Annotated in this window: 18 protein-coding genes and 1 riboswitch; of the genes, 7 read left to right on the forward strand and 11 right to left on the reverse strand. The window is 43.5% G+C overall.

What is annotated here, in order from left to right:
- Positions 1-217 precede the first annotated feature (217 nt).
- Entirely contained in the window at positions 218-2,170 is a 1,953-nt protein-coding gene (locus CEX98_RS15380; RefSeq protein ID WP_099642921.1) for a methyl-accepting chemotaxis protein, read from the reverse strand.
- Positions 2,171-2,489: 319 nt separating this feature from the next.
- Here CEX98_RS15380 and CEX98_RS15385 point away from each other — a divergent pair, with 319 nt between their 5' ends.
- Positions 2,490-5,951, forward strand: coding sequence for a PAS domain-containing hybrid sensor histidine kinase/response regulator (locus tag CEX98_RS15385; protein ID WP_099642937.1), 3,462 nt, complete (start codon positions 2,490-2,492; stop codon positions 5,949-5,951).
- 218 nt (positions 5,952-6,169) lie between these two features.
- Here CEX98_RS15385 and CEX98_RS15390 read toward each other — a convergent pair whose 3' ends face one another.
- Positions 6,170-6,835 carry a response regulator gene (locus CEX98_RS15390; protein ID WP_099642922.1) on the reverse strand — a complete coding sequence of 222 codons (666 nt, stop codon included), beginning with the start codon at positions 6,833-6,835 and terminating at the stop codon, positions 6,170-6,172.
- A 365-nt stretch (positions 6,836-7,200) separates the two neighbouring features.
- Here CEX98_RS15390 and CEX98_RS15395 point away from each other — a divergent pair, with 365 nt between their 5' ends.
- Positions 7,201-9,156 (forward strand): LTA synthase family protein, encoded by a 1,956-nt coding sequence (locus CEX98_RS15395; protein ID WP_099642923.1) that lies wholly within the window; start codon positions 7,201-7,203, stop codon positions 9,154-9,156.
- An 88-nt stretch (positions 9,157-9,244) separates the two neighbouring features.
- Here CEX98_RS15395 and CEX98_RS15400 read toward each other — a convergent pair whose 3' ends face one another.
- Complete coding sequence (locus tag CEX98_RS15400; RefSeq protein ID WP_099642924.1) at positions 9,245-9,895, reverse strand: DUF2959 domain-containing protein; 651 nt, start codon at positions 9,893-9,895, stop codon at positions 9,245-9,247.
- 133 nt (positions 9,896-10,028) lie between these two features.
- Between CEX98_RS15400 and CEX98_RS15405 the strand changes: the two genes are divergently transcribed.
- Genes CEX98_RS15405 through dtd form a run of 3 tightly spaced genes read left to right on the forward strand, consistent with a single transcriptional unit; the run spans position 10,029 to position 12,385 of the window.
- Positions 10,029-10,931: a virulence factor BrkB family protein gene (locus tag CEX98_RS15405; protein WP_242441722.1), complete on the forward strand. Its 903-nt coding sequence runs from the start codon at positions 10,029-10,031 to the stop codon at positions 10,929-10,931.
- A 45-nt stretch (positions 10,932-10,976) separates the two neighbouring features.
- Entirely contained in the window at positions 10,977-11,924 is a 948-nt protein-coding gene (locus tag CEX98_RS15410) for an alpha/beta fold hydrolase (protein WP_099642925.1), read from the forward strand.
- Between the two features lie 20 nt (positions 11,925-11,944).
- A complete protein-coding gene (dtd, locus tag CEX98_RS15415; RefSeq protein WP_099642926.1) occupies positions 11,945-12,385 on the forward strand; it encodes a D-aminoacyl-tRNA deacylase in 441 nt (146 codons plus the stop codon).
- An 18-nt stretch (positions 12,386-12,403) separates the two neighbouring features.
- Here the strand turns inward: dtd and CEX98_RS15420 are convergent, their stop codons facing one another.
- Positions 12,404-13,093: a spermidine synthase gene (locus CEX98_RS15420; protein ID WP_099642927.1), complete on the reverse strand. Its 690-nt coding sequence runs from the start codon at positions 13,091-13,093 to the stop codon at positions 12,404-12,406.
- Between the two features lie 170 nt (positions 13,094-13,263).
- Between CEX98_RS15420 and CEX98_RS15425 the strand changes: the two genes are divergently transcribed.
- Entirely contained in the window at positions 13,264-14,163 is a 900-nt protein-coding gene (locus CEX98_RS15425) for a bifunctional GNAT family N-acetyltransferase/hotdog fold thioesterase (RefSeq protein WP_099642928.1), read from the forward strand.
- Between the two features lie 121 nt (positions 14,164-14,284).
- Here CEX98_RS15425 and CEX98_RS15430 read toward each other — a convergent pair whose 3' ends face one another.
- The 5 genes from CEX98_RS15430 to dapA form a co-directional block, all read right to left on the reverse strand.
- Positions 14,285-15,307: a phospholipase A gene (locus CEX98_RS15430; RefSeq protein ID WP_099642929.1), complete on the reverse strand. Its 1,023-nt coding sequence runs from the start codon at positions 15,305-15,307 to the stop codon at positions 14,285-14,287.
- Between the two features lie 178 nt (positions 15,308-15,485).
- The gene (locus CEX98_RS15435; protein WP_099642930.1) at positions 15,486-16,598 is read right to left on the reverse strand and encodes a succinylglutamate desuccinylase/aspartoacylase family protein; all 1,113 of its coding nucleotides are present in this window, start codon (positions 16,596-16,598) and stop codon (positions 15,486-15,488) included.
- Positions 16,599-16,600: 2 nt separating this feature from the next.
- Entirely contained in the window at positions 16,601-17,806 is a 1,206-nt protein-coding gene (locus tag CEX98_RS15440; RefSeq protein ID WP_099642931.1) for a PLP-dependent decarboxylase, read from the reverse strand.
- Positions 17,806-18,546: a 2,3,4,5-tetrahydropyridine-2,6-dicarboxylate N-succinyltransferase gene (locus CEX98_RS15445; RefSeq protein WP_099642932.1), complete on the reverse strand. Its 741-nt coding sequence runs from the start codon at positions 18,544-18,546 to the stop codon at positions 17,806-17,808. The genes CEX98_RS15440 and CEX98_RS15445 overlap by 1 nt, the downstream gene beginning before the upstream one ends.
- Positions 18,547-18,557: 11 nt before the next feature.
- Positions 18,558-19,442 carry a 4-hydroxy-tetrahydrodipicolinate synthase gene (dapA, locus tag CEX98_RS15450; RefSeq protein ID WP_099642933.1) on the reverse strand — a complete coding sequence of 295 codons (885 nt, stop codon included), beginning with the start codon at positions 19,440-19,442 and terminating at the stop codon, positions 18,558-18,560.
- A 116-nt stretch (positions 19,443-19,558) separates the two neighbouring features.
- Positions 19,559-19,735: riboswitch (Lysine riboswitch) on the reverse strand.
- A gap of 157 nt (positions 19,736-19,892) precedes the next feature.
- Here dapA and CEX98_RS15455 point away from each other — a divergent pair.
- Positions 19,893-21,602: a response regulator gene (locus CEX98_RS15455; protein WP_242441723.1), complete on the forward strand. Its 1,710-nt coding sequence runs from the start codon at positions 19,893-19,895 to the stop codon at positions 21,600-21,602.
- Here CEX98_RS15455 and CEX98_RS15460 read toward each other — a convergent pair.
- Together CEX98_RS15460 and CEX98_RS15465 are read right to left on the reverse strand one after the other, a co-directional pair.
- The gene (locus CEX98_RS15460) at positions 21,588-22,205 is read right to left on the reverse strand and encodes a hypothetical protein (protein WP_099642934.1); all 618 of its coding nucleotides are present in this window, start codon (positions 22,203-22,205) and stop codon (positions 21,588-21,590) included. The genes CEX98_RS15455 and CEX98_RS15460 overlap by 15 nt on opposite strands.
- A gap of 132 nt (positions 22,206-22,337) precedes the next feature.
- Positions 22,338-23,213, reverse strand: coding sequence for a TraB/GumN family protein (locus CEX98_RS15465; protein WP_099642935.1), 876 nt, complete (start codon positions 23,211-23,213; stop codon positions 22,338-22,340).
- Positions 23,214-23,693: the final 480 nt, after the last annotated feature.

A 23,693-nucleotide genomic window follows, 5' to 3' on the forward strand; every position in this document is an offset into this window, starting at 1 on the left:
CCAGAGCCTCATCATGGTGTTCACCCGCCGATTTGTGTGCATACACATTCGAGTCGAAGGTGCCAAAGATAAAACAAACACCTCGCGAGATAAACTCGCTCCCACCAGTCTCAGCAGGGTAGGAGGCGGTTTACCCGCCGATTTATGTGTATACACTCCCAAGTGGGAATGGTTCAAACTATTTTGCTATTACCGTGCTTGAGACAAGTGCAATTGTTTAAAGCCTGAAGCTGCTCACTGATTTATTTAACGTTCTTGCTAACGTGAGTAGAGAGAGTGCCTCTGTTGAAGCTTGCTCGGCTCCTATGGTCGTCTCTTGCGCTGTTTCGTTGATCTCGGTAACACTTTGTGAGATTTGTTGTGTAACGGTATTTTGTTCTTCAGAGGCACTAGCGATTTGTAAGTTCATGTCTTTGATCGTACTAATGGCTGAGGAGATAGAGGTTAACAGCTCCTCTGTCTTGGCGGACTTATTTGCAGTATCTTTTGCATCTTGAACATTTTCTCGCATCATAGTGACTGAGCGCTTCGCTTCATTTTGTAGCTTAGAAATCATTTCCTGAATTTCATCTGTGCTTTGTTGTGTACGACTTGCTAGGCTTCTAACTTCATCGGCGACAACTGCAAACCCTCTGCCTTGTTCTCCCGCTCTGGCGGCCTCGATAGCTGCATTAAGTGCAAGTAAGTTCGTTTGCTCAGCAATCCCTCTTATGACATCTAAAATGCTACCGACAGACTCTGTTTCTTTTTCTAAGTGTTCGATTGTTTTGCTGACATTATTTATTTTTTTGACTAAATCTTTCATGGCTTGCTGTGTTTCAATGACGACTTCGCCACCGGAAGTGGAGAGTGCATCTGCATCGGTTGCTGCATCTGCCGCAAGTTGAGCACTTTGTGTTATTTCGGCAATGGTCGCGGCCATCTCGTTCATCGACACTGCACTAAGACTTAATTGCTCCATTTGATTGTCGGCACCTTGCTTCGATTGTGCCGTTATTGCACTGAGCGTTTCAGAAGAGCTGGATAATGCCCCTGTAGAGCTTTGGATCTCTGCAATTATGGCTTTTAATCTGTCCCCCATATCTTGCATAGCCAAATAAATCCCGGTTGCAGACTCGCTTTTATTGAATTCAATGGTTAGGTCACCTTCAGCAATACGGGAGGCAACATCAGCAATTTCTTGTGGCTCGCCTCCTATCGGGGCTTTAATTAGTCGAGTGATATACCAGCTAAAAAAACAGCCAATAATCAGCATAAAGATGGCTACAATAACGATGTTACTGATCGTCTGCTCACTTTGCGCTTGTGCAAGGGGTCCTAGCGCATCTTGTTCACTTTTAATATCAAGCTTAATTTGCTTTAGAAAGCCGGCTATTTGTTGACCGCTTGGGTTGAATGCTTGGTTAATCAGTTCATTCCGTTCTTCTATAATATCTCGTACTTCTTTAATACCTTGAATATATTGCTCGCTAAGTTGTGCTGTATCTTGCAGTAATTGTTTTCCCGTATCATTGCTTAGGATTTGCCTTGTTTGAGCGATGAGTGAATTTAATTGCTGAAACTCACTCATCGAATTCTCAAAATCCTGTATTCGGTTGTCGACTAAGTACTTAGTCACGAATAACCGGCCCAATAATAGCTTTTCTTGCATCGCTTCTGCTTTTTCTAACCCTGCTAAGCTTTTATCACTCGCGCTCTGCTGGGCGAGCTGAGTAATATTCTCTCTCATTGTCGGGCCAATTCGATCTAATGTACTTTTTACAATGGTATCTCTACGGCCAAATAGTGCCACAATTTGTCTGAAAGCTGCTTCATATTGGAGTAAAACGCTATGACTCTGCTCAAGTAGCTGCATATTTTCCTCGCTTCTGGCAATTTCTTTGGCATTAGAGAGGTATACTTTCAGGGCGTCTATTTGTTTATCAAATAGTTCGGCTTGTTGTTTATTATGTTGGTTTAAATAATTGAGGACATTGATTCGTGTTGTGAGTAAGTCAGCTTCTAACCCACTGGCGGCATTACTTGAGCGAGCTAGGTTTCGATACTCCACAAAGTTTGTGTAACCGCCCGTTAGCCCTGTATATGCCAGAGTCGACAAACCGATCATGAGTACTATCATGATCCCGAATGAAGCCGATAACTGCTGGCTCAGTTTCAAGTTTTTAAGCATAGAACGCACCTGAGTAACTTTATTTTAATTGAGTCAGTAATACTCCATACTGAAAACCTACAAGCATTACTTGCGTATTTGGCAATAATTTTTAATTGCCAAATAACCATCATAACGAAAAAAAAGGAAAACCAAATAGTTCCTAAGTCCTAAGGAATAAATAAGGTTTTAGGGCTTAAGTTAGTGCTTGGGATTTATTGTTTGATGTAGATTTTATTATTTAGGTAAATTGAATTTTAATGTGATAGCACTAAAGTGCGCTGTTTTTTTTCAGTGTAGTCGTTATGCTAGGGTAAACGATAAAAAAATCATCACAGTTATGTTTTCAATTGGATTGATCAGCCTGATAGCATTGTTGTATTTAGCATTGCTTTTTACGATTGCTTGGGGAGCAGATAAAGCAAGTGCTAAATTTCGTTCTTATCATGCGAAACAAATTACTTATGCTTTGTCGCTGGGTGTGTACTGCACCTCTTGGGCATTTTTCGGCACGACTGAGCAGGCAGCAAATAACGGGTGGTGGTTAGCTCCCACGTATGTTGGAACCATCTTGCTGTTTGTTTTCGGCTGGCAGGTCTTTACTCGTATCGCTGAAATCTGCCGTCAGCAACAACTTACATCCATGGCTGACTTTATCGCCACGCGCTACGGGAATTCTTCTAGTTTATCTGGGTTAATCTCTTTAATTTCAGTCATTGCGGTTGTGCCGTATATCGCTCTTCAACTGAATGCCACCAGTGCCAGTATTTCGATGTTAACCGAAGGAATAGAAAGGGAAAACGTCGCTTTTTGGCAAGATAGTACTTTTTATATTACTTTGTTACTGGCGCTTTTTGCGATTCTATTTGGTACTCGCCGACTCCGGCCTAGTGAACATAACCCTGGGCTGATGACTGCAATTGCTTTTGAGTCCCTTATTAAGCTCCTCGCCTTTGTCGCGGTGGGAGTTTTTGTTTGCTTTAGTTTGTTTGATTCACCAACCAATTTATTCAACCAGGTTGAGCAACAAGACATCACGGCGAGAATTGCCGAAACTTCCAGTCCAACTTATGTTTATTTAGTACACGTACTGTTGGGCGTGCTCGCAACGTTGTGTTTACCTCGTCAGTTTCATACTGCTTTCATTGAATATGATGAAGAAAACCAATTTAACACCGCGCGATGGTTATTCCCGATTTACTTGTTGCTGATCAATCTGTTTATTCTCCCCATTGCATATGCCGGCCTCATTTATTTTGATGGGCAAGATATTGGTTATGACACCTTTATGTTGGCACTTCCTTTGGCTGCTGATGCCCCAACCATTGCATTGGTTAGCTTTCTTGGTGGCTTTTCTGCGGCAACTAGTATGGTGATCGTTTCTACCATAGTGCTTTCCATTATGATCACCAATGACTTTATCAATCAGTTTTTATTGCGTCGCTCTCAGCTAAACACTAAGCACAGAGGTTTGTCTAAATTCAATTTGCTTAATGCTCGGCGGATCGTCATTGTATTTATATTGTTGTTAAGTTATGCCAGTCATCGAGTGCTTGCTGAAGGAAATACCTTAGCGAACATGGGACTTATGTCGTTTGCATTGGTAGCGCAATTTGCACCGGCTATGATCATCGGGCTGTGGTGGCGCAGAGCATCGTGTAAAGGTGCCCAGCTGGGCATTCTCACTGGTTTTACTATTTGGTTTTATACGTTATTACTTCCTAGTTTAGTAAGTGGCTTTAACTTTGATAGTCATTGGTTAAGTGCGGGGCCGATGCAGATTAGTTGGCTAGCACCTTATGACTTATTTGCATTAGGGCTAGATCCTACAAGCCAATCGGTACTGATTTCACTTACTGCCAACCTCTTGGTTTATATTCTCGTTCCTTTTTTCTCATCAGCAAGGTTGGCGGAGCGCTTACAAAGTAACAAGTTTATCTTGTTTTCAAGGCCTCCTATGTCAACGATGACGCCATTGAGTTATCACGACCTTGCCACTCTATTACAGCGATTTAGCGACCAAGCTCGAGCGCAGCAACTGGTTATGGAGCATTTCCCAAAAGAGCAGGCGAGTTGGAAGCAGCCTGCACCTTCAGCAGTGGAAAGAGTGATAGAGCAAGAGATGTCGACACTCGTTGGCGGGGCATCGGCGAAGTTAATTCTTGACGTTGCGAAGGATGAAAAGCGTCAGCCACTTGAACAGGTGGCGGAGTTTGTAGATGAGGCCTCACAAGTTTTACGCTTTAATCGAGATTTACTCCAGTCAACCATTGAAAATGTTAGCCAAGGGATCAGTGTAGTAGATAGCCAATTACAGCTGGTAGCATGGAATCAACGTTATTCAGAAATGTTTAATTACCCTGAGCAAGCCTTATTTATTGGCCGCCCTGTGGCTGAGCTGATCCGATACAATGCTGAGCGAGGATTGTTTGGTGATGGAGATATTGAGCTTCAAGTCGATAAGCGCTTGTCGCATTTACGCAGAGGCAATCGCTATCGTTATCGTCGGGAACACCATGATGGTCGGGTATTTGAGATGCAAGGGAATCCGTTGCCAGGAGGTGGCTTTGTTACTACTTACACTGACATCACTGAGTTTGTAAAACAGCAAAGCTTATTGGAACAAGCGAATGTCAATCTAGAAGAAAAAATAGCAGCCAGAACCAAAGAGTTGATTGAAACCAATCAGGCACTGACAGTGGCAAAGCGCCAAGCCGAGCAAGCCACTGAAAGTAAAACACGGTTCTTTGCTGCGGCCAGTCATGATTTATTACAACCATTTAATGCTGCAAGTCTATTTTGTTCACTGATGAGCGAGAAGGCACAGGGCACAGAACTGGCAGAGCTTTCAATGAGTATCAAAAGTTCGCTCGCGAGTGCTGAGGAGTTACTGTCCAGTATTTTGGAGCTAACAAAGCTAGAAGCTGGGGCTTTTAAAGTGAATCGTTCTCGCTTTGCATTGTCGTCATTATTAGAGCCGTTAATCAATGAGTATGGCGCTGTGGCTAAAGATAAAGGGTTGCAGTTCGAGACTAAGTTTATAGATGTGTTATTACAGACTGATAAGGCATTATTGAAAAGGGTGTTAGGAAACTTACTGAGCAATGCTATTCGTTATACAGAATCAGGCACGGTGAGGTTAATTGCGCAGTGCCAAGGGAGTTGTGTTTCTATTATTGTTGAAGACACTGGCGTTGGTATCGCTAAGCAAGATCAAGACGCTATATTTCAAGAGTTCAAACAATTACACACCAAGGAGTTAGCACAAGGGTTAGGACTTGGACTGGCGATTAGCAAACGGATCTGTGAAGTATTAGACATTCCGCTGACGCTGGGATCGCAGCTTAACAAAGGCACACAATTTACACTAACACTCCCAAGTTTTGGAGTGCAAAGCGTCAAGAGGCCTGAAATATCACCAGAGAAAAGTGGCAGAGATACGCAGTTAGCTGGCTTGTCTATTTGGGTTTTGGATAATGACATTCATGCACTGGAAGCCCTGTCTCAGGTTTTGCGTAGTTGGGGGTGTGATGTGGCATGTGCAAAAGATAAGGCTGAACTTACCAAGTTGGTTGAAACTGAGCAAGCCGACCTCCTTATTGCCGATTACCAGCTCGATCATGATGTCACTGGGCTGGAAGTTATCGCAGCGCTGCAGCTTGATAATATGCCAATTATCATCAATACCGCTAATCACGATGAAGCGATCCGTGAACAGGTGAGTGATGCTGGTATACCGCTTCTGTACAAGCCGCTAAAAACTCCGGCCCTGAAGCGGATGTTAAAACGCTTGATGCAGTAACCTGAGTTTATAGCGCATAAAGCGAGGTGGTTGTTATACTAGTTAGCTGAATTAAGTGAGCTATTTTGAGGCGAAGAAACCTTATCGATAACTCCACTAGCGCGCCTTGCTCACGGTAAAGTGGCGACGGCCATACCGACAAGCAATAATTAATGCTCAATGAGAAATTTTCAACACAGCGAGAGTCTGATTTACTCCCTTAAATTGATCCAATGGTATTAGGGACTAGGCTGAACCTCGCTATGGACATCAGTTGTGAGTTGATTAAATAAAATGCCTGCTTGGGTGCGGTTGTATACGTTCAACTTTTTTAAAATAGCTGAAACGTGCTGCTTAATAGTGGTTTCTTGCACCGACATGGCATAGGCAATTTGCTTATTTAACAAACCGTCAGCGATCATTGCGAGCACGCGATATTGTTGCGGCGTCAGCTTTTCTAAATTGCGCGCGAATTGAGCCTGCTCTGTAGTACTTTCCGGTGTAATATCTAGAACCTCAGGGAGCCAAGTTTCACCTTCAATAACCTGTTGGATCGCATCGCTGATCACTTCTAAAGAAGAGGATTTAGGAATATAAGCGCTTGCACCTAACGCGATACATTGACTAATAGTGTTGATGGATTCATTAGCCGATACCATGATCACTAGAATATCAGGATATTGATTTCGCAGCCTAGCAAGACCTTCTAGGCCTTTGGCACCCGGAATAGACAAGTCTAAAAACACTAACTCGGTTTCTGGGTATTCAATCAACATATTGAAAAGGCAGTCTAGGGTACTGGCTTCTTTTATTGGGTCTTGGCTAATCGCCTTTGCTGCAGCTTGTTTAAGTGCGCTGCGAAACAATGGGTGGTCATCGGCGATAATTGCTTGCACCTGTGACATCCTTACTTATCTCCTCGTATTGATTGTTATAGGGTATTTCTAAACCCGCATCAAGTCATTAAGTTAGCCCTATTCGGGTTTTCACAAGCTCAACTAGCCATTGAAAAGACAAACGGCACGACTTAAGTACCTCCTTTAAGTCAATAATAATAGCAACTACAAGATTATCTATTAGTACCTTAGTACTATTCATTTTGTCTGGAGAAGGGGGAGAATTTTGAAGAGTCTTTGCTTTATTTCTAAGCATATCGTTATAAATCAGGCAGTCATTAATTTGTAATAATTGTTTTTTTTGAGGGGGGGGCGCTTATTTTTGGTTTTTGTAATTGGTACAATTAGGCCTAAATAGTTGCGAAGGATTTTTAATGCAAACTACATCTATGATGCCTGAAAGTAGCCGCTGGCACGCGTTTATAACCGAGAGTCTGAAAATATTTCAATTATGGATCAGTGGCGTGTTTTTACTTATGTCATTCCGGCTCTTCTATTTGGTCTATTTTAGTGAAAAAATCTCGCCAAATTTGACCAGTGACCAGCTGTTCGATGCCTTGGCCACTGGGTTTAAATTCGATTCTTCTGCGGCTGGTGTTTGTCTTGCAATCCCATTTTTACTGAATTGCTTTTTACAGCCTTTACGCTTACCCCATTGGGTCAAGAAAGTACGCATTATTACAGGAATGATTTACCTCAGCGCTTTTGTGTTGTTAGGAGTATGTGGGGTCACGTACATTAGCGAGTATGGGTCCCAGTATAATTATTTTATGCTGGAAGGACTTTATGATGATCAGCAAGCCATTGTCAGTACTGCTATCCAGCAATACAAACCATGGGGGAGTTTAGTTAGTGTCATCATTTTGTTGTGTGCAGTGACTGTCTGGACTCGTTTTGTGGATAGACGAAGCTATCGATTAATTATCAATATCTGTCCTAAAAGCAAAGCTAAACAAGGCATTATTTCAATACTCGTCTTTGTTTTGTTTATTTGTGCCGCTCGAGGGTCGTTCGACTCAAGACCTGCCTCAAGAAAGTGGTCGGCTGTTACCACAGATCCATTTGTAAACAACTTAGTGATCAACCCATTTCGTAGCTTCTTCTATGCGATCAAAGATTACCAAGACTTGAATCAACTTAATGCAGCAAAGGACAACCCTTACTTGGCCGACCTGCGTGAAGTTAACAAAGTGAGGGAAAGTAATTACACCCAAAGTATTGGTCCGCTTATAGAGAAACCTTCTCGCATTTTTTATATCGTGATGGAAAGTTTCGATTCTTGGCCATTGCAGTCAAAGTATCGGGGATTAGCATTAACAGAGCATTTCCACCGATTAAAAAAGCAAGGAATTTATGTGGAGCAGTCAATACCGGCTGCGTCTAGTACTATGAACTCCTTGTCTAGTCTAGTAACAGGGATCCCGTATAGTGGTGTGAATATGAGCCGTCTCAAAAGCTCTGCTGACGACTACTCTATTGTGCATCTAATGGAGGAGCAGGGTTATACCTCACAGTTCTTTTACGGAGGTCTGCTATCTTGGCAAACTGTGGGTGAGTTTATGGATAGGCATGGTGTAGATCATATTTATTCAGCCACCAATGCGGGAGGTAAAGGAAGTGCAGGGGTTTGGGGAGTTGATGATGGTCAATTGTTTGAGTTAGTTAGTCAGTCTGTACCAGCGCATAGTTTCAATTTAATCATGACAACCAGTTACCACGGGCCGTTTAACTTAGACTTGTCCGATAGTGAATATCCGTGGAAAAATGGAGAGTATCCACCTCAATATCAGACGCTGGATGATAACGTGTTATCTGCCAACACACTGGGGCATCTTTGGTATTCAGATCAGATGATGGGACAGTTTGTGGATAAGATGCAGCGTAAGTACCCTGACGCGTTATTCATTATTACAGGAGATCATTACAGTCGCCGCTACTTTCATAGCAAGCCAAATTTATATGAGCTCACTCACGTACCAATTCTGCTGTTAGGAAAGGGGATTTCCCCTGCATTAAGTCAGCGCAATATCGCTTCACATATGGATATCACGGCAACAGTGATGGATTTAGTTGCACAGTCAAATACTCCCTTTGCTAGCTTTGGGCATTCACTTGTGCGTGCTGAAACGCCTGAGCATGTTTTTGGATATAAGACTATCAGAAATAAGGAGCTGATTTGGCAGCAATCTGGTGGTGAACAGTTTTATGGCTACCGCGTTGACTCCAGTGTCACTAATCAGGAGCAACAGGAAGAGGCACCTGTACGGCAGTATCAAACATATATGGCTGCTGCTTGGCAGTTATTGATGGAAACACCAAAACAAGAGTAGTTCAGTAGGGTTATGTGAAAAGAGTAAAAAAGCCACACTCAGTGCTGAGGTGTGGCTTTTAATTTATTCAGACTGACAATAAATCGGCTTAGCCAGCTTTATTGGCATTCATTTCAGCAATAAACTTATTCGAGTCTTCAATTGAACGATTCATGTCGGCGATAAGCGCACTAATGTCACGCTTAAGGCCAGTAAACTCACCCTTGATTGCACTGATTGCTTGTGCATTTAAGTTATGTTTAAGGTATAAGACATTGTCTTGCAGTGAATCTAATACCGGTTGCATTTTAGCTTCACTACCACGCATCGAGCGCAGCAAGCGCTCAAATTGACGCTGCGTTTGGCTTAGCTGTCTGGCGCTTTCGCGCTTCAATTTAGCACTTGAGTATTGTTCTAATTCATCTTGCCATTCGTCAAACAGCGCATTGGCAACATCTTCGACTTTATCTATATTACTACTAACTTCAGTGGCAGCAGCGAGGCTCGATTGATAGTCGTCATTTAAAAGGTCGTAAGCTTCTTGCAGCTCCCCACCATCAAAGTTTATTAAAGTCGTGAGTCTTTCGAGGGCAGATTGAAACTCTTTTTGTGACTCTTCTTGAGATTCTTTTGTTTCTTCGACTCGGTCTACCAAGATTTCGCGTTTATGCACACCAAACTTTTCCATGGTTGCATAGTAAGCACTTTGACAGCCTGTGAGCATGATTAGCAATACGGCGCTTAAGGTGAGTTTCTTCATTTGCACTCCCGAGCTTAGAAGGTGAGTTATCAGTAAGTGATTAATTGACCGCAGTCATTTTATGATTTATCGCTATAAATTATGGATGGGATTGTTATGATGTGTAAAGTGATCCATGAATATTAACTAAAATATGATGCAAAAAATAACCGAGATGAAAGTCGTAGCACTACGGTTTTTACGTTCTCAGCCCCAATGGTGGCGTCGCTACAGTAAGCGTTGTATTGAAGACCAAATAACCGTTAATGCGGGATATTTGGCATATGTCACGCTACTCTCTTTGGTGCCTCTGGTCGCAGTAGGTGTTGCGATATTTTCTGCTTTCCCTGGGTTTGAAGAAACCCGAGTGGCGATAGAAAACTTTATTTTTAATAACTTTGTACCAACCTCGAGCGACACGATTAAAGAACATATCAGCGCATTTACTGGCAATGCTAACCAAATGACCGCGATCGGCGTCAGCTTTTTAGCTGTTATTGCGCTGTTGCTGATCCGCAATGTGGATACTACGTTAAACAGAATATGGCGAATAGAAAAGAAGCGACCGTTGATGATTTCATTTGCCATTTACTGGATGGTATTGACCCTAGGCCCTGTCTTACTGGGAGCCAGTATAGGTATGACATCTTATATTGTATCACTGGTTTCTTTTGCAGATCAGGGGATCCCTGGATTTAGTGGGGCTATCATCAAGGTTCTGCCATACTTAATTTCTATGGTTGGCTTTATCATGCTCTATACTTTAGTACCAAATACGAGTGTTTCATTCCGAGCGGCGGTGCCTGGGGCGTTGTTTGCGGCACTATTATTCGAACTGACGAAAAAAGGGTTTGCATTGTACATTAGCCACTTTCCGTCTTACGAAGTTATCTACGGTGCACTGGCCACGGTGCCTATCTTATTTGTATGGGTATATTTGTCTTGGATAGTAGTGTTACTTGGCGCAGAGTTCACTGTCTGTTTAACTCAAGATATGGAAGAGGCAGGCCTAGATACCAATTCGGAATTTGACCCACCAGACGCACAGGGACTTTAACTTTTACCTGTTAGCAGGCAAGTTACTGCCCCACATGGGGGAATAATGAGCTTATTATATCAACATGGCGACGCGTTACGTCGCTTCCATTTAGCGGTAGGGGAAGGACACCAACTAGGTATCGAAGAGTACGGGAACCGTAATGGGGTTCCTGTTATTATGCTTCATGGTGGCCCAGGGCAGGGCCACTCATGCAATGTACTGGGTTACTTTAATCCACAAAAATATCGTGTGATTTTGTATAGCCAGCGGGGCTGTGGCAGCTCGACTCCAGCAGATTTTAACCATATCAACACACAATACCTACTCAGCGATATTCAGGTAATCAAGGCGCATTTAGGGCTAGAAAAAATTGTGCTTGCTGGGGAGTCTTTTGGCGCTATGCTTGCCCTACTTTTCGGACAACTTAATCCAGACAGTGTATTGGGCATGGTACTATGGTCTAGCTTCTTAGGTACGCATGCTGATCTCGAATGGCTATACGGTAACACTGGTGCACCAGCCCAAACTTACCCCGAGCAGTATCAAGAGTTTACTCAAGGCTCTTCAGCGTCAACTCAAGCCCTACTAGCTGCATACCATGGTGCATTATTTGGGAATGACGAGCTACTACAAAGAAAAGCCGCTCAGCGCTGGGCTGAATGGGATACTCTTATTACCGACCAGTGCGATACACAAAGAATAAGGCTGTGTAGCGCAGATAAGCAGTTGATCAAAGCTCAGCAGATGGTGCATTTTTTTAGCCACCAATGCTTTATTAATCCGCAGCAAATCATCACCAATGCGGAGTCACTTCTGTCGATACCTACTTGGTTTATTCATAGTCGCCATGATTTAATGTGCCGATATGCGCCAGTGCATCAATTGGCGCAACAAACACAAGCACAGTTATTGGTGTTGAGTGGGGTTGGTCATTGCTGTGCTAACCCCGCTTATGCTGAAGCTATCAGGCGGGCCACCGATCTGTTACTGTGTAAAATCCAGCATCATTAAATGCAAACATGAGGTAAAAAGTGCAAGGGTTAATTCAAAGAGTCAGTGAAGCAAAGGTTGAAGTGGATGGAGAAGTGGTAGGTCAGATCAAGCAAGGCATATTGCTGTTACTAGGTGTAGAGAAAACCGATACAGAGCAAACCGCTGACAAGCTGCTGCATAAAGTTAGTAACTACCGTATTTTTACTGACGAAAATGGCAAAATGAATTTAAGCCTCAAAGATATTGAGGGGGAACTGCTGGTAGTTTCGCAATTTACGCTGGCCGCAGATACAAAAAAGGGCATGAGACCTAGCTTTTCAAGTGCCGGCACTCCAGCGCAAGCAAATGCATTATATGAATATTTTGTCGCGCAAGCTAAAGCTATTGGCGTACCGGTTGCAACTGGGCAGTTCGCCGCCGATATGAAGGTTAGTTTACTAAATGACGGCCCAGTGACGTTTAATTTTAGTGTTGAATAATGACCAAGACGAAAGGAGTTAGCGCTTCACTTCAATGATAATGTTGGCGTAATCGGGCACTTTCTCAATAAAAGGCTTTTTACCAAAGTTTGTGATCAGCAGATGCTGTAACTGTTTAAGTTGCGACTCATGATCGGTTAGAAAGTTAATATATAATCGGCCGCCTTCGTTGATAGCTGCTCTGAGTAGTCGATAAAACTGGTGCTGAAATAAAAAGATAGGTGGCTCTAACTCACTAAACAAATCAAGAATGATCCAATCATATTTTTTGCCTTGCTGAAGTGCCTTAAAAACATCAACACAATTCACATCGCAAAGTGGGTCGCCGCCAAAATAGCGTTTATAGCAATGGATCACATCTGGGTTGTTATCTATGGTTGTTATGTGGCAACTCGGATAGGTGGCATTAAGGTAATCTCTAATGGCGCCAGCGCCAAGGCCAAGCTCTAGCACGCTCGCAGGAGGAGTAACCATCTGCCAACGATTTGCGAATGCTTTTAAATGCGGAAATAACAAGTGCTCCGGGTGGTTTAGCTCCACAACGGATTGTAATGTATTGTTTATTAGCAGCCACCTTAACGACTTTTCTTGCCGGACTTGAATGCTATTTCTGCCTTGTTTATGCCAATATAGCAAGTGCCCTAGCTGGTGGCTTTGGTCCACAAAGTCGTTGCTGATAGTGCCTAAATGCGTAATAAATTCTCCCATGATAACATCAGCATAGACTAGGATTTTGCGAATGCCAGCTTGTCCATCAGTTTTTACACTAAAGGATAAGTGTTTTAGCGCATTTTATTCCCTACACTAGGCATATCTTGTAGGGTGTATTTAACAATATAAAGATAGCCACTAATGGCCAGTAATAACAGGAGTCAGTGATGTTTGAGGTAACTTCACCGCAAAGCAGCGAAGATTGGCAAGCTTACTACCAATTGCGTTGGCAAGTGCTAAGAGCGCCATGGGATCAACCACGAGGTAGCGAGCAGGACGATTTAGAACAAGAGGCTGAACATCGCTATATCAAAAATAATGAAGGTGAAGTGCTAGGCGTAGCTAGGCTGCACTTCAACAATCATAAGCAGGCACAAGTACGCTATATGGCAGTTGCTGATGGTCATCGAGGTCATCATTTAGGCAGCCGTTTGTTGCATGAACTTGAGGTGATCGCTTGGACACAAAAAGCGGAAGAGTTGGTGTTATTTGCCCGAGAGCGCGCTCTGCCGTTTTATGAGCGTCATGGCTATGAAGTCGTCGAAAAGGCGCATTTGGCATATGGTGACGTGCAACATTGGAAAATGGTAAAACAGCGTCCAACAGAACCGGGTTGGTTTAGGCAGCCAGACTGGACTCACACATTGCAAAATACGTGGCGCGAGTCTATTCCTATCAGTGATGCGATGGGTATCAAGGTGGAAAGTTATACCGATTGGCAGTTCTCCACCAAGGCAGATCTAAAGGCAAACCTAAATCTGCATAACTCTATGTTTGCGGGCTCTATTTATAGTATGGCAACTTTAACAGGCTGGGGTGCAACTTACTTAGCACTTAAGGAGCTTGGGCTAGAAGGGGATATCGTCCTGGCTGATGCCAATATTAAGTATCTAAAACCGCTAACAACGGCCCCCGCTGCAACGGTGACTATTGCAGATTGCGAAGGCGAACTACGAGCGCTGGAAAGTGACGGTAAAGCCAAATATATAGTGCCAGTTAAAGTCTATGACGGTGACATCTTGGTCGCTAAGTTTGAAGGTCAGTTTGTGGTTATCAAACCACAATAAGCTTAGAAAAAAGTAGCACAGCTTTGTTCATTCAATTGAGCTTAGGTATTTTAGTTAATCTGATTAGTTAATCTGAGGTTTGGGTAGCATAGTCGTTTTCCAAACCTCAGTACTTATATGGTTACAGAATATCAGTAAGTAGTACACCTACCCCCAGTCTTTGAGTATGGGTATTGTAATCAATCAGGCTTTCGCCGTAGCCGTTAAAGTACTGTGCATAGCCTCGTAAACGACCCCAAATCGGAAATGACCAATCTAGCTGGAGCGCGCCGCGGTTGTCGCTGCTTAGATTGTTTCGCCACATAAAGCCAAATTCGTGTTCTTCATAACGATATACACCACTAAACTCAAAGTGGCCTAAGTAGTCATCAATATTTGGATTATCGTCCCCACGCGGGTCTAATGGATCCTCTTTGTCGTCTTCCGGCAAACGATACCAAGGCTTAAAGCTGAATACAAAACCTCGATTTTCCCAAATAAAGTTTGCGTAAATACGATTCCAAGAACGTGAGTTTGGCTGGCTGCGGCCATTTGATTGGTGCGATAGTCCAAGTACAAAGGCCATTTCGTCACCCCAAAGCACATTCTCATCATCTAAGAAGTTTACCCAAAAAATTTCCGGCTCATAATTCGTTTCACGAAATGGAGACGAAATATCTTTATTGTAGAGTTGCCAATAAGATTGCAAAGTAAAAGCAAAGTAGATTGCTTGATCTTTATCGGAGAAGTTTCTGTAGATCGGTGCCTTCAATGAAATTTGATACTTAGCTTCGAAGTTATCTATGGGTTCGCCGCTGTCATCGTCGATGGCTTTTAAGCCGTCAAACGGCCGGCTATTTACGTTTGTCATGTATGAAACAGGTAGAATGTAATTGCGTTTATGTGGCGTCAGTACATTGCGATTCTCTTCTGTTACCCGCTCTCGTGCCATACGTTTATCAAGTTGGCTGAGGTGGTTATCTGCATCTACTTCGGCACACTCTTTGCGGACCTGATCAATTGTCTTGTCTTTATCTCCTGTCAATACGGCATTAAGCACGCATTGTTTTACTAAATCGATTTCGTCTTGTTGCGAGTTTTCTTGAGCCTGTAATGGTAGAGCCAGCAAGGCTAAAGCCGGTAATGAGAGTCGTATCAGTTTCATGTTAATGCGCCGAGAGTAAGTACAATTGATTACATTATTACTTAATGATAATGAAAGGGAAATGAATCGAGAAGGTCAAACGTGTCCTTAAAAAAGGTGGCGACTACTGCCGCCATACCTTGGTAAGTATCAATCTTAAAAGATTTGACTTACTCTCACGCAATTCGATTGGGTTGAGCTATAGCGTCTCAACCTTAGTAAAAAATTTATATAATTCAGTGCCCTGATTGACACTGGCAGAGGCGAAATGAAGGATAGCTATGGCGTCTTCATCTAGCGTTATTTCATTGAGTGGGGTTTCTGATAAGTAACGCTCCATACGCAGTATTTTGGCGATGGGTTGCCCAGCTTTCACATGTTCACCGGGCTTTGCCGTGTATTCAACCATTCCACCCATTGGAGCGTAAAAAGCACGGTAGTTCTCAAGTAGGCAGGCATAGCGAGTCATCTCTTGCGGCGCAAAAGACGCATCTTTAAATGCCCCTTTATAGTTCAAGTAACTTAGGATGCTCGTTGCATCGTGCCATGCTTCATCTAAATCAATCTTCTCTTGAGAACCGAGCTCAACAGTAAAGGCTTCAGTTAAAACGGGGATCTCTCTACCTTGGGTGGCATAGGCCTGTTGTAGTGCCCACCACGGACAAAAGCTGGCTTCATCCATTGCACCATCAAAGTCACTAGGAATAAGTAATACATGTGGAATATTAAAATAGCTTGCGCTTTCTTTGGCATACTCTGGGCAATAAAGGTGCTTTGCTGAGATTGGCCCGGTATGTAGATCTAGTACGATATCCGCTTCGTGGGCTAAACGTTGTAAATTGAGCGCAATGCGTTTTCCTGTGGTAAGCCTATCTAGTGATGCATCTAAGTGGGCTTGCGTATGCTCGATTAATAACTGGCGAAATTGCTGTTCGATCTCAGCAATCGCAAGGTCAGGGTATTGCTCAGCAAAGCGCTGCGCAAGTACTGAATGATCAGTGTACATGCGGTTCCAGTTAGTACCAGTGATCGGATCAAAGCGGCCAAGGGTAAACTCCCCCGACTTTTGGTTGCAGCCTATTGGGTTGGCATAGGGGACCAAAGTAATATCTGCACACAGAGATAGCGGCTTCAATTGTTCCAAAAGTTGATAAATGACCGCATTGCCTTGCACTTCAGCGCCATGCATATTGGCTTGAACATAAACCTTTGGACCACTGCCATCGCCTTTGATGCGGTAAACAGGGATGGTCAGTGGTAAGCCATTGGCAATCTCGCCCACCTGAATATTTTGCTGTGTAATGGAGTTCATATTTACCTCAAGTAGCTCATGGCTGATTCGACAGGTCGTGCGCAAATCACGTCACCATCAGAGATCACATATTCTGCTGGCAATTCATGGCATAAAAAGAAAGGCATGCTCTCGGTATAACCATATGCGCCACATTGACTGAATACTAGCCAGTCGCCTTCGGCGCAGTCATTGGGTAAGGGTAAAGTTCCTAATTTATCTAAGGCAGTGCAAAGTGGGCCATGAATATGAAAATCAATACACTCAGCAGTAGAGCTTCGTAACAATTCGGCTGGGAACGCTTGTCCGGTAACTGCTGGGCGTAGCAAGTGATTCACACCACCAGAGACAATTAACTGCTGCTCGTCATAATTTTGTTTTTGTTCGACCACTGGGTTGAGATAGAAGCCACACTCACCAACGGCATAGCGGCCTAACTCCATCCATAACTCCTCGACTTGTGTCGCAGCCTTAATTGTTGCGAGTGTATCGATCAGCTTTTGCCAGTGTAAAGAAGGGCTTTGTGTATCATAGGGGATCCCAAGCCCGCCTCCTAAATCAAGCACTTTTAGGGTGATCCCTAGCGCTTCAGAAAGCTGCACTAGTGGCGCAACCATGGCTTGCCAGAGCTCAGCTAGTGTATCGCTGCTGAGCATATTGCCCCACTGGAAAATATGCAGACCGATGAAATCTAGTTGGGTATAGTCGTTTAACGTTAGTGCTTGCCATTGTGCTGCGCCCAAACCAAAAGGGGTGAGTGTGTTGCCACCGAGTGGATTATGTTCAGCCTTGTCAAAGCGCAGTTGCACACGCAATAGCACCTCAAATTGCAGGTCGAATTCTGCGGCGACTTGATTTAGCCACCGTACCTGATTATGGCTTTCTGCAACAAAAATGCGCACACCTTGGCGGGCAAAATGGCGGATCTGTTTTAGCGACTTAGCAGGGCCTGTATTGAGCACGCGCTCAGGAGCGATACCTTGTGATAAAACCTGATCCAATTCTCCACTGGACGCCACATCAAAGTTAAAACCAGCATGATCTAAGGTTTTAATAATATGAGACAGTGGATTGGCCTTTACGGCATACCATAACTTCACGACTTGTTGATCTATCAGTGGTGTGACATGTGCGCTTAATTTATCTAAGTCATAACAGAAAAACGGGGTATCGTGTTGCTGTATTAAGGTTTCAGCAACGGCTCGTTGTGACGTGCTCAACCAGCTCATTAGCGCAACACCTCTTCTAATGCAAGTGATGCATCGCTTTGCTCATCACGATATTTTACGATGAGGGCGCAAGACATACTTAGCCCCTGTGAGCGAGCCCACTCACTAGATGCTGGACGAGACCCTGGGATCACGATGGCGTTTTCAGGGATCGCTTCACCTTTTTCTAATAAACGTTCGTTTACGCAATCATAAACGGGGATGCTAGCTGAAAGGCGAACACCTGGGGCTAATACTGCACCGCGTTTTATAACAACGCCTTCAACGAGCACACAGCCTGCGCCAATAAATGCATCGTCTTCAACAACGACAGGACTTGCTCCAACCGGTTCTAATACCCCACCGACTTGTACAGCTGCGCTGAGGTGTACGTTTTTACCAATTTGTGCACATGAACCAACCAAGGCATGACTATCTACCATTGTACCTGAATCAATGTAAGCACCAATATTCACGTAGGCAGGTGGCATGATGATCGTACCTGAAGCAACATAAGCGCCTCTGCGAACGCTACTGCCACCTGGCACCATACGGACTTCGTCTTGCGCTGCAAAGCCGCGCGGTGCTAAATTATCTTTATCGACAAAGCCGCCAGGGAACTCAGTATTTACGCCGTTTCTAAATGCCTCAAGAATACCTTGCTTTACTTCTATATTCGCATGCCATTGGCCCTGCTCGTCTTGTGTCGCGGCACGTACCGTACCATTTTCTAAATTGTCTAATAGGGTTAACCAGCTCATATTTTACTGCCTTAGTTCCAAGATAAAATCGTTTCGTTCGCGCGAGCAATCGCATCGGTGTGAGTAAGTTCTAAATGTGTCAGAGGAGGGCGCAAGTTTGGACTTGCTAGCTTGCCTTGAAGGTGCATCAGCACTTTCACAGGAATTGGATTTGCCACAGCAAATAGACTGTTTGCCGCTTCTGACCAAATAGTAAATAAATTAGGAGAGGTGCCACTGAGAGAGCGTCTGACAAATTCAGCCGTTTGTTGTGGCCATGCGTTTGCAGCAACAGAGACAAGGCCTGCGGCACCTGCTTGGGCAAAGTAAGGCATTAAACCGTCATCGCCGCTGTAAATTGCCACCTCAGGTGCGGCTTGACGGAATGCTTCAAATGTCGCGATATCGCCACTGGCCTCTTTTAGTGCCCACAAGTTAGGATGATTGGCAAGTTCACCCAGCAACTCAGGTGCAATAGCAACAGCACTGCGACCTGGCACATTGTAGAGCATACAAGGAGTGTCGCTTTCATCTAAGAGCGTACTAAACCAATGTGCAAGTCCTATTTTGCCGGGTTTGGCATAGATGGGTGAGCCAAGCAATAGCGCGTGAATCGGTTGCGTATTACAAAAGCGTACCCACTGTGTTTGCTGCTCAAGGTTGCTGCCTCCAACGGCTACCATCAGTGGTACATTGGGGGCCAGTTGGCACACAAACTCAACAATTTGTTGCTGTTCTGGTTGGCTAAGTGCGAGTCCTTCTCCCGTACTGCCCAATAACAGAATGCCATTGTGTGCACGCTCTTGATCGCGTACAAGGGCCGTCAACGCGGCAAAATCGACCTGGTTTTCAGCATCAAAAGGCGTAACCAGAGCAGTCCATAAAGGATAGTCAGATAAGTTGAATTGTGATTTCATCTCTACCGAACTTAAATCATGTTCGGAGTTAGGAGGGTGTCCAAACTTCGAACCGTTAAAATTCGAAGAGCAATGGACTTAAAAAAGAATAAGGCAGAAAGTGGCCTTATTTTTCTAAGACCAGAAGCTCTCCACCAAGTATGTTGGTGACAGTCGCTGGGATTCAACCCAGTCGCCCGAAATAAGCAAAAGCAAAATTTACTTATCTCTCGGCGTATATTCCCCTCACTAAGTTGCAACGGAGTTTGCTCTCCTTCACTTAGTTACCTGAATAACGCACCTCTTCCAGCCCTGAGTTTGATGCCTAGGCATCAAACTATCTAAATAGGGTGAGGGCGCATTGAAACACTTTGGCCATCTAGGTGTCAAGCATTAGACTGTAAATAATACAATTGTCCACTACACTAAAGATTGCGGCTGAAATCTTGTCATGAGATAAAAAATAAAAATATGTCATTAAAATCTAAAGTTAAATTTCGCTATATTGGTGCCCTGCTGGCGATGGCATTACTGTTATCGCTGGCGATGGGCGTGATGCAGTATCTGTTGTATCAACAAAGCCAAGATGCTCATGTTATTAATCTAGCTGGCATGCAGCGCATGTTGTCGCAGCGCATTGCCTTGTTTAGTGCGCTAGATGGTCAAAGAAACCCTGAAGCATTGCGTGATGCGATTGAGAAATTTGAGAGTAACCATGTATTTTTAACCACGGGAGAAGCGGGGCGATTTGAATACCTCAACCGTCAACTTGAGTCATTGTATTATCAGCCGCCCGTACGATTAGACGAACAAAGCTCCGTATTTATAGCCTTAGCAAAAGCACATTTAGCCCAACCCACACCATCTTTAGCAAAACAGATTTTTCAGGTGTCTCAGCAGTTACTTCCTGAGCTAAACAACGCCGTTTCTCTATTCGAACAACAAGCTTTGCAAAAAACCGAATTAGTCCGGAAAATAGAGCTTCTCATCTGGCTTTTTGGCCTAACGCTGTTGTTTCTTGAGGCAAAGTTTGTGTTTCGGCCTATGGCAAAAGAGATTGCCGATACTTTTGAACAGCTAGAAGCCTCGAGAAAGTTAGCAGATGATGCACTTCACTCAAAATCTCGATTTTTAGCGCGCGTCAGTCATGAGTTGAGAACGCCATTGCAGGCTATTCAAGGTTACCTTGACGCTTACCTTAGCAGCAAGGATGTTAAACAATTGCAGAATGTGAAAAGTGCTGCAAATCAACTGGATAACTTGCTTTACTCGGTAGAGGACTATAATAACCTTTCCGAGCAAGAGGTGGTCATTGAGCGTCATCGTGTACAGCTCAGAGAGGTAATTAAATCAGCATGTGTTGTGTTTCAGCTTACCGCACATCAAAAGTCATTAGCCTTTAACCTAGCGTTGAGTAATGAGCTTGATGTGATGTGTTATTGCGATTGTAAGCGGATGGGATGGCTGGTGACGGAGCTTGTCAATAATGCGATTAAGTTTACCGAAAAAGGCAGTATTCAAGTATTGGCGAATTTGGTTTTGTACGAGCAAAAGCCACATTTAGAATTTATTGTTGAAGATACTGGATCTGGCTTTGATTATGCCCACTTACGTGAGTCGATGCATACAGAGCATTTTCAGGGCTCACAGTTAGGCCTTAAACGCTGTCAGCTATTGGTCTCAGCATTAGGTGGACGTTTGGAGTTTAGCGCGAAAGAGCCGAGCGGGACTCGGGCTATTCTGGCTGTGCCCATTGAACTTGATGAGCAGGTTGCTGAAGATAACCAAGCAGTATCTATCTCTGCCAATATTTTGCTGGTGGAAGATAACTTGCTTAATGCTCGAGTTATCGAAAAAATGTTGCAGCCCATAGCTAGTAGGGTCACACATGCAGAGCATGGAGAGCGGGCGTTGGCATTGTATGAGGTAGGTAAGTTTGATGTGGTACTAATGGATTTAAATATGCCAGTGATGGACGGTTATGAAGCCACAAAGCGGCTGAGAGAGATGGACCCTACCATCCCAATTATAGTGGTGACTGCTAACACCAATGATGAAGACAAAGAGCGGGTATATGCTTTGGGGGCAACGGCTCATCTGTATAAGCCGCTGCAGCCTGAAGCACTAATAAGTAAAATTACCTTGGTACTGGACGAGTGCCAAGCGTTAGTCTCTTCTTAGCTTAATGTTACCGACACCCACTTCTGCATCGATAGAGTATTGACCTTTTCCAGTGTAGTTGGTTTTCGAGCCAACCATGCTCTTTTCAGAGGTCGCTGAGTTTTGGTATCCAGACATAGCGGTTTTGCCTACTCCTGAGTCTAAAGATACCTCTTTGAAATCCACAGCTGTTGAGGTGATTTTGATTTTACCCACCCCAACTTCTAAATCGGCGGAATTATTAAGGTTGTCGATATCTATCTTACCGACGCCAACTTCAATATCTAATGCCAAGTTAGCTGGGACTTTTACTTGCCAAGATAGCTCATAGTCATCAGAGTTTACTTCCAGCGCCAGTTTATTCGTCGATGTCTTGTTGGTTAGCTGAGCATCATTTACATCAGTATTGCCAAACCAACTATCGGAGTCTTTTGGTTCAACAAGAATTTCAACTTCTATACTGTCTCCGTTATAGGTTTGTAAGTCTATTTTGCCGACAGCAATATCCACTTCAAGTTCAGTCAAGCCGTTACTTGGAAACGAAGCGGTAATGGTTTTTGTCTCGGCAGCCTGAGTTGTCATGGCTGCGGTACTAAGTGCTAAAGCGAGTGCGATTTTTTTCATTATTGTTTACCTTCAACGAACGTCTTTGAAAGATAAGTCGCAAAGGTAAATGAAAAGGTTTAAATCGATTTTTATTTTTTTGATAAGTGCTCGTCGGTTCGGGATAAACCGTCCCAACGAGCATACGTCGGATTATAATTTAGTAACGGTATAGCCGTGTTTTTTCAGTTGGGTGATAAGACCGTACTGCTCAACAAGGTGCAGTGCGCCAACCGCAATGAATAGAGACTCTTTCGGGAGTTGCGTTTGTAACTTTGCTACCCAGTTATTGTTGCGTTCAATGATCATTAACTGTTCGGCTAGTTTGCCATACTGATCATCGTCAAAACTCACGTTGTAATAGTGAGCTAATTTGTCGAGATCACCAGTTCGCCAAGCAGAAACCAAATCTAAAAAGTATGTATCTAAATCAGACATTTGCGCAAATGTTTCTTCCAGCATGGCATCGCTATGAATACTAAGTTGGCTGAACATTTCTAATTGATACTCTAAAGTTTCGAATTCTCCGATAGGGATCTTTTTTTCGTTCGCATAGGCAATAACTTGTTTATCGATACCGTTTGTCTCACTAAACCCTAACTTTTGATATTCCAGTTGCAGCATAGTTACCATCACGGCCCATGGTGCATAGCGTTCAAATAGAGTGATATCTATTTGTTTAGTCGCAAAGTAATCTTGGAGCTTCTGATACACCTTTGGTGACAGCTGATCTTTTAAAGTTTGGTTATTTTTTAACAGCATAAAAGGCATTGAGCGTTGCTGGATTTCAAAGGGGGAGAGGGCATCTACGTTCACTTCAACCATGACTTTGTCACTATTGGCGATAGCATTTTTTACTTTCTCGGGTAGTCCGCTCATTTGTTTGTCACCAACATGCACTGTACCAAACAAGTAAGAAGTGCGGTTATCTTTTTCTATTTTCCACAGACCGACTTCGGCATTGGCGAGCGCACTAAAAAAGCTTAAGCAAAGATAAATAAAAATGGCAGGGGAAAAAACTCTAACCATATTGATAGTCCCTATTTTTTGTAAAAGGTCAGTCTGCGATATTGAAAGGTGAATGTCACTAAAAAATACCCTGTCACCGGGCTGTAGAAAAATTTTCATATGGCCAAATCAATAACGTAAATTTTTCGTTATCAGTGGAGGCAGACAATAGAAAGTGCTCATTTTTGATGTTTTTGTTGTTTCAATTCTTTCTTTCGTTTTTTTGTGGTTTTTTTATTCTCTAATTTAGGGTTTTTAATTTTAAATAGCATAGTTTTTTGTGTTGACTTAGGTGGGCTAGGCGCGGTATTAATAGAAAAAGAGGCAACGCAGTGAATACACTGAGCGTTTGCAGTGTTTACATTTACGGAATTCAAGCAATGTTACTAACAGCAACACTCCTAGTCGTGATTATCAACGTGGTGATTATTATTACCGCGGGGGCTAGTTAGTGCTGTAAGAAAAGTATCAGCATAAACGCCCCCCGCACCAAAAGGTTCG

Source organism: Pseudoalteromonas piscicida (assembly GCF_002744175.1).
GTDB classification, from domain to species: domain Bacteria; phylum Pseudomonadota; class Gammaproteobacteria; order Enterobacterales; family Alteromonadaceae; genus Pseudoalteromonas; species Pseudoalteromonas piscicida_B.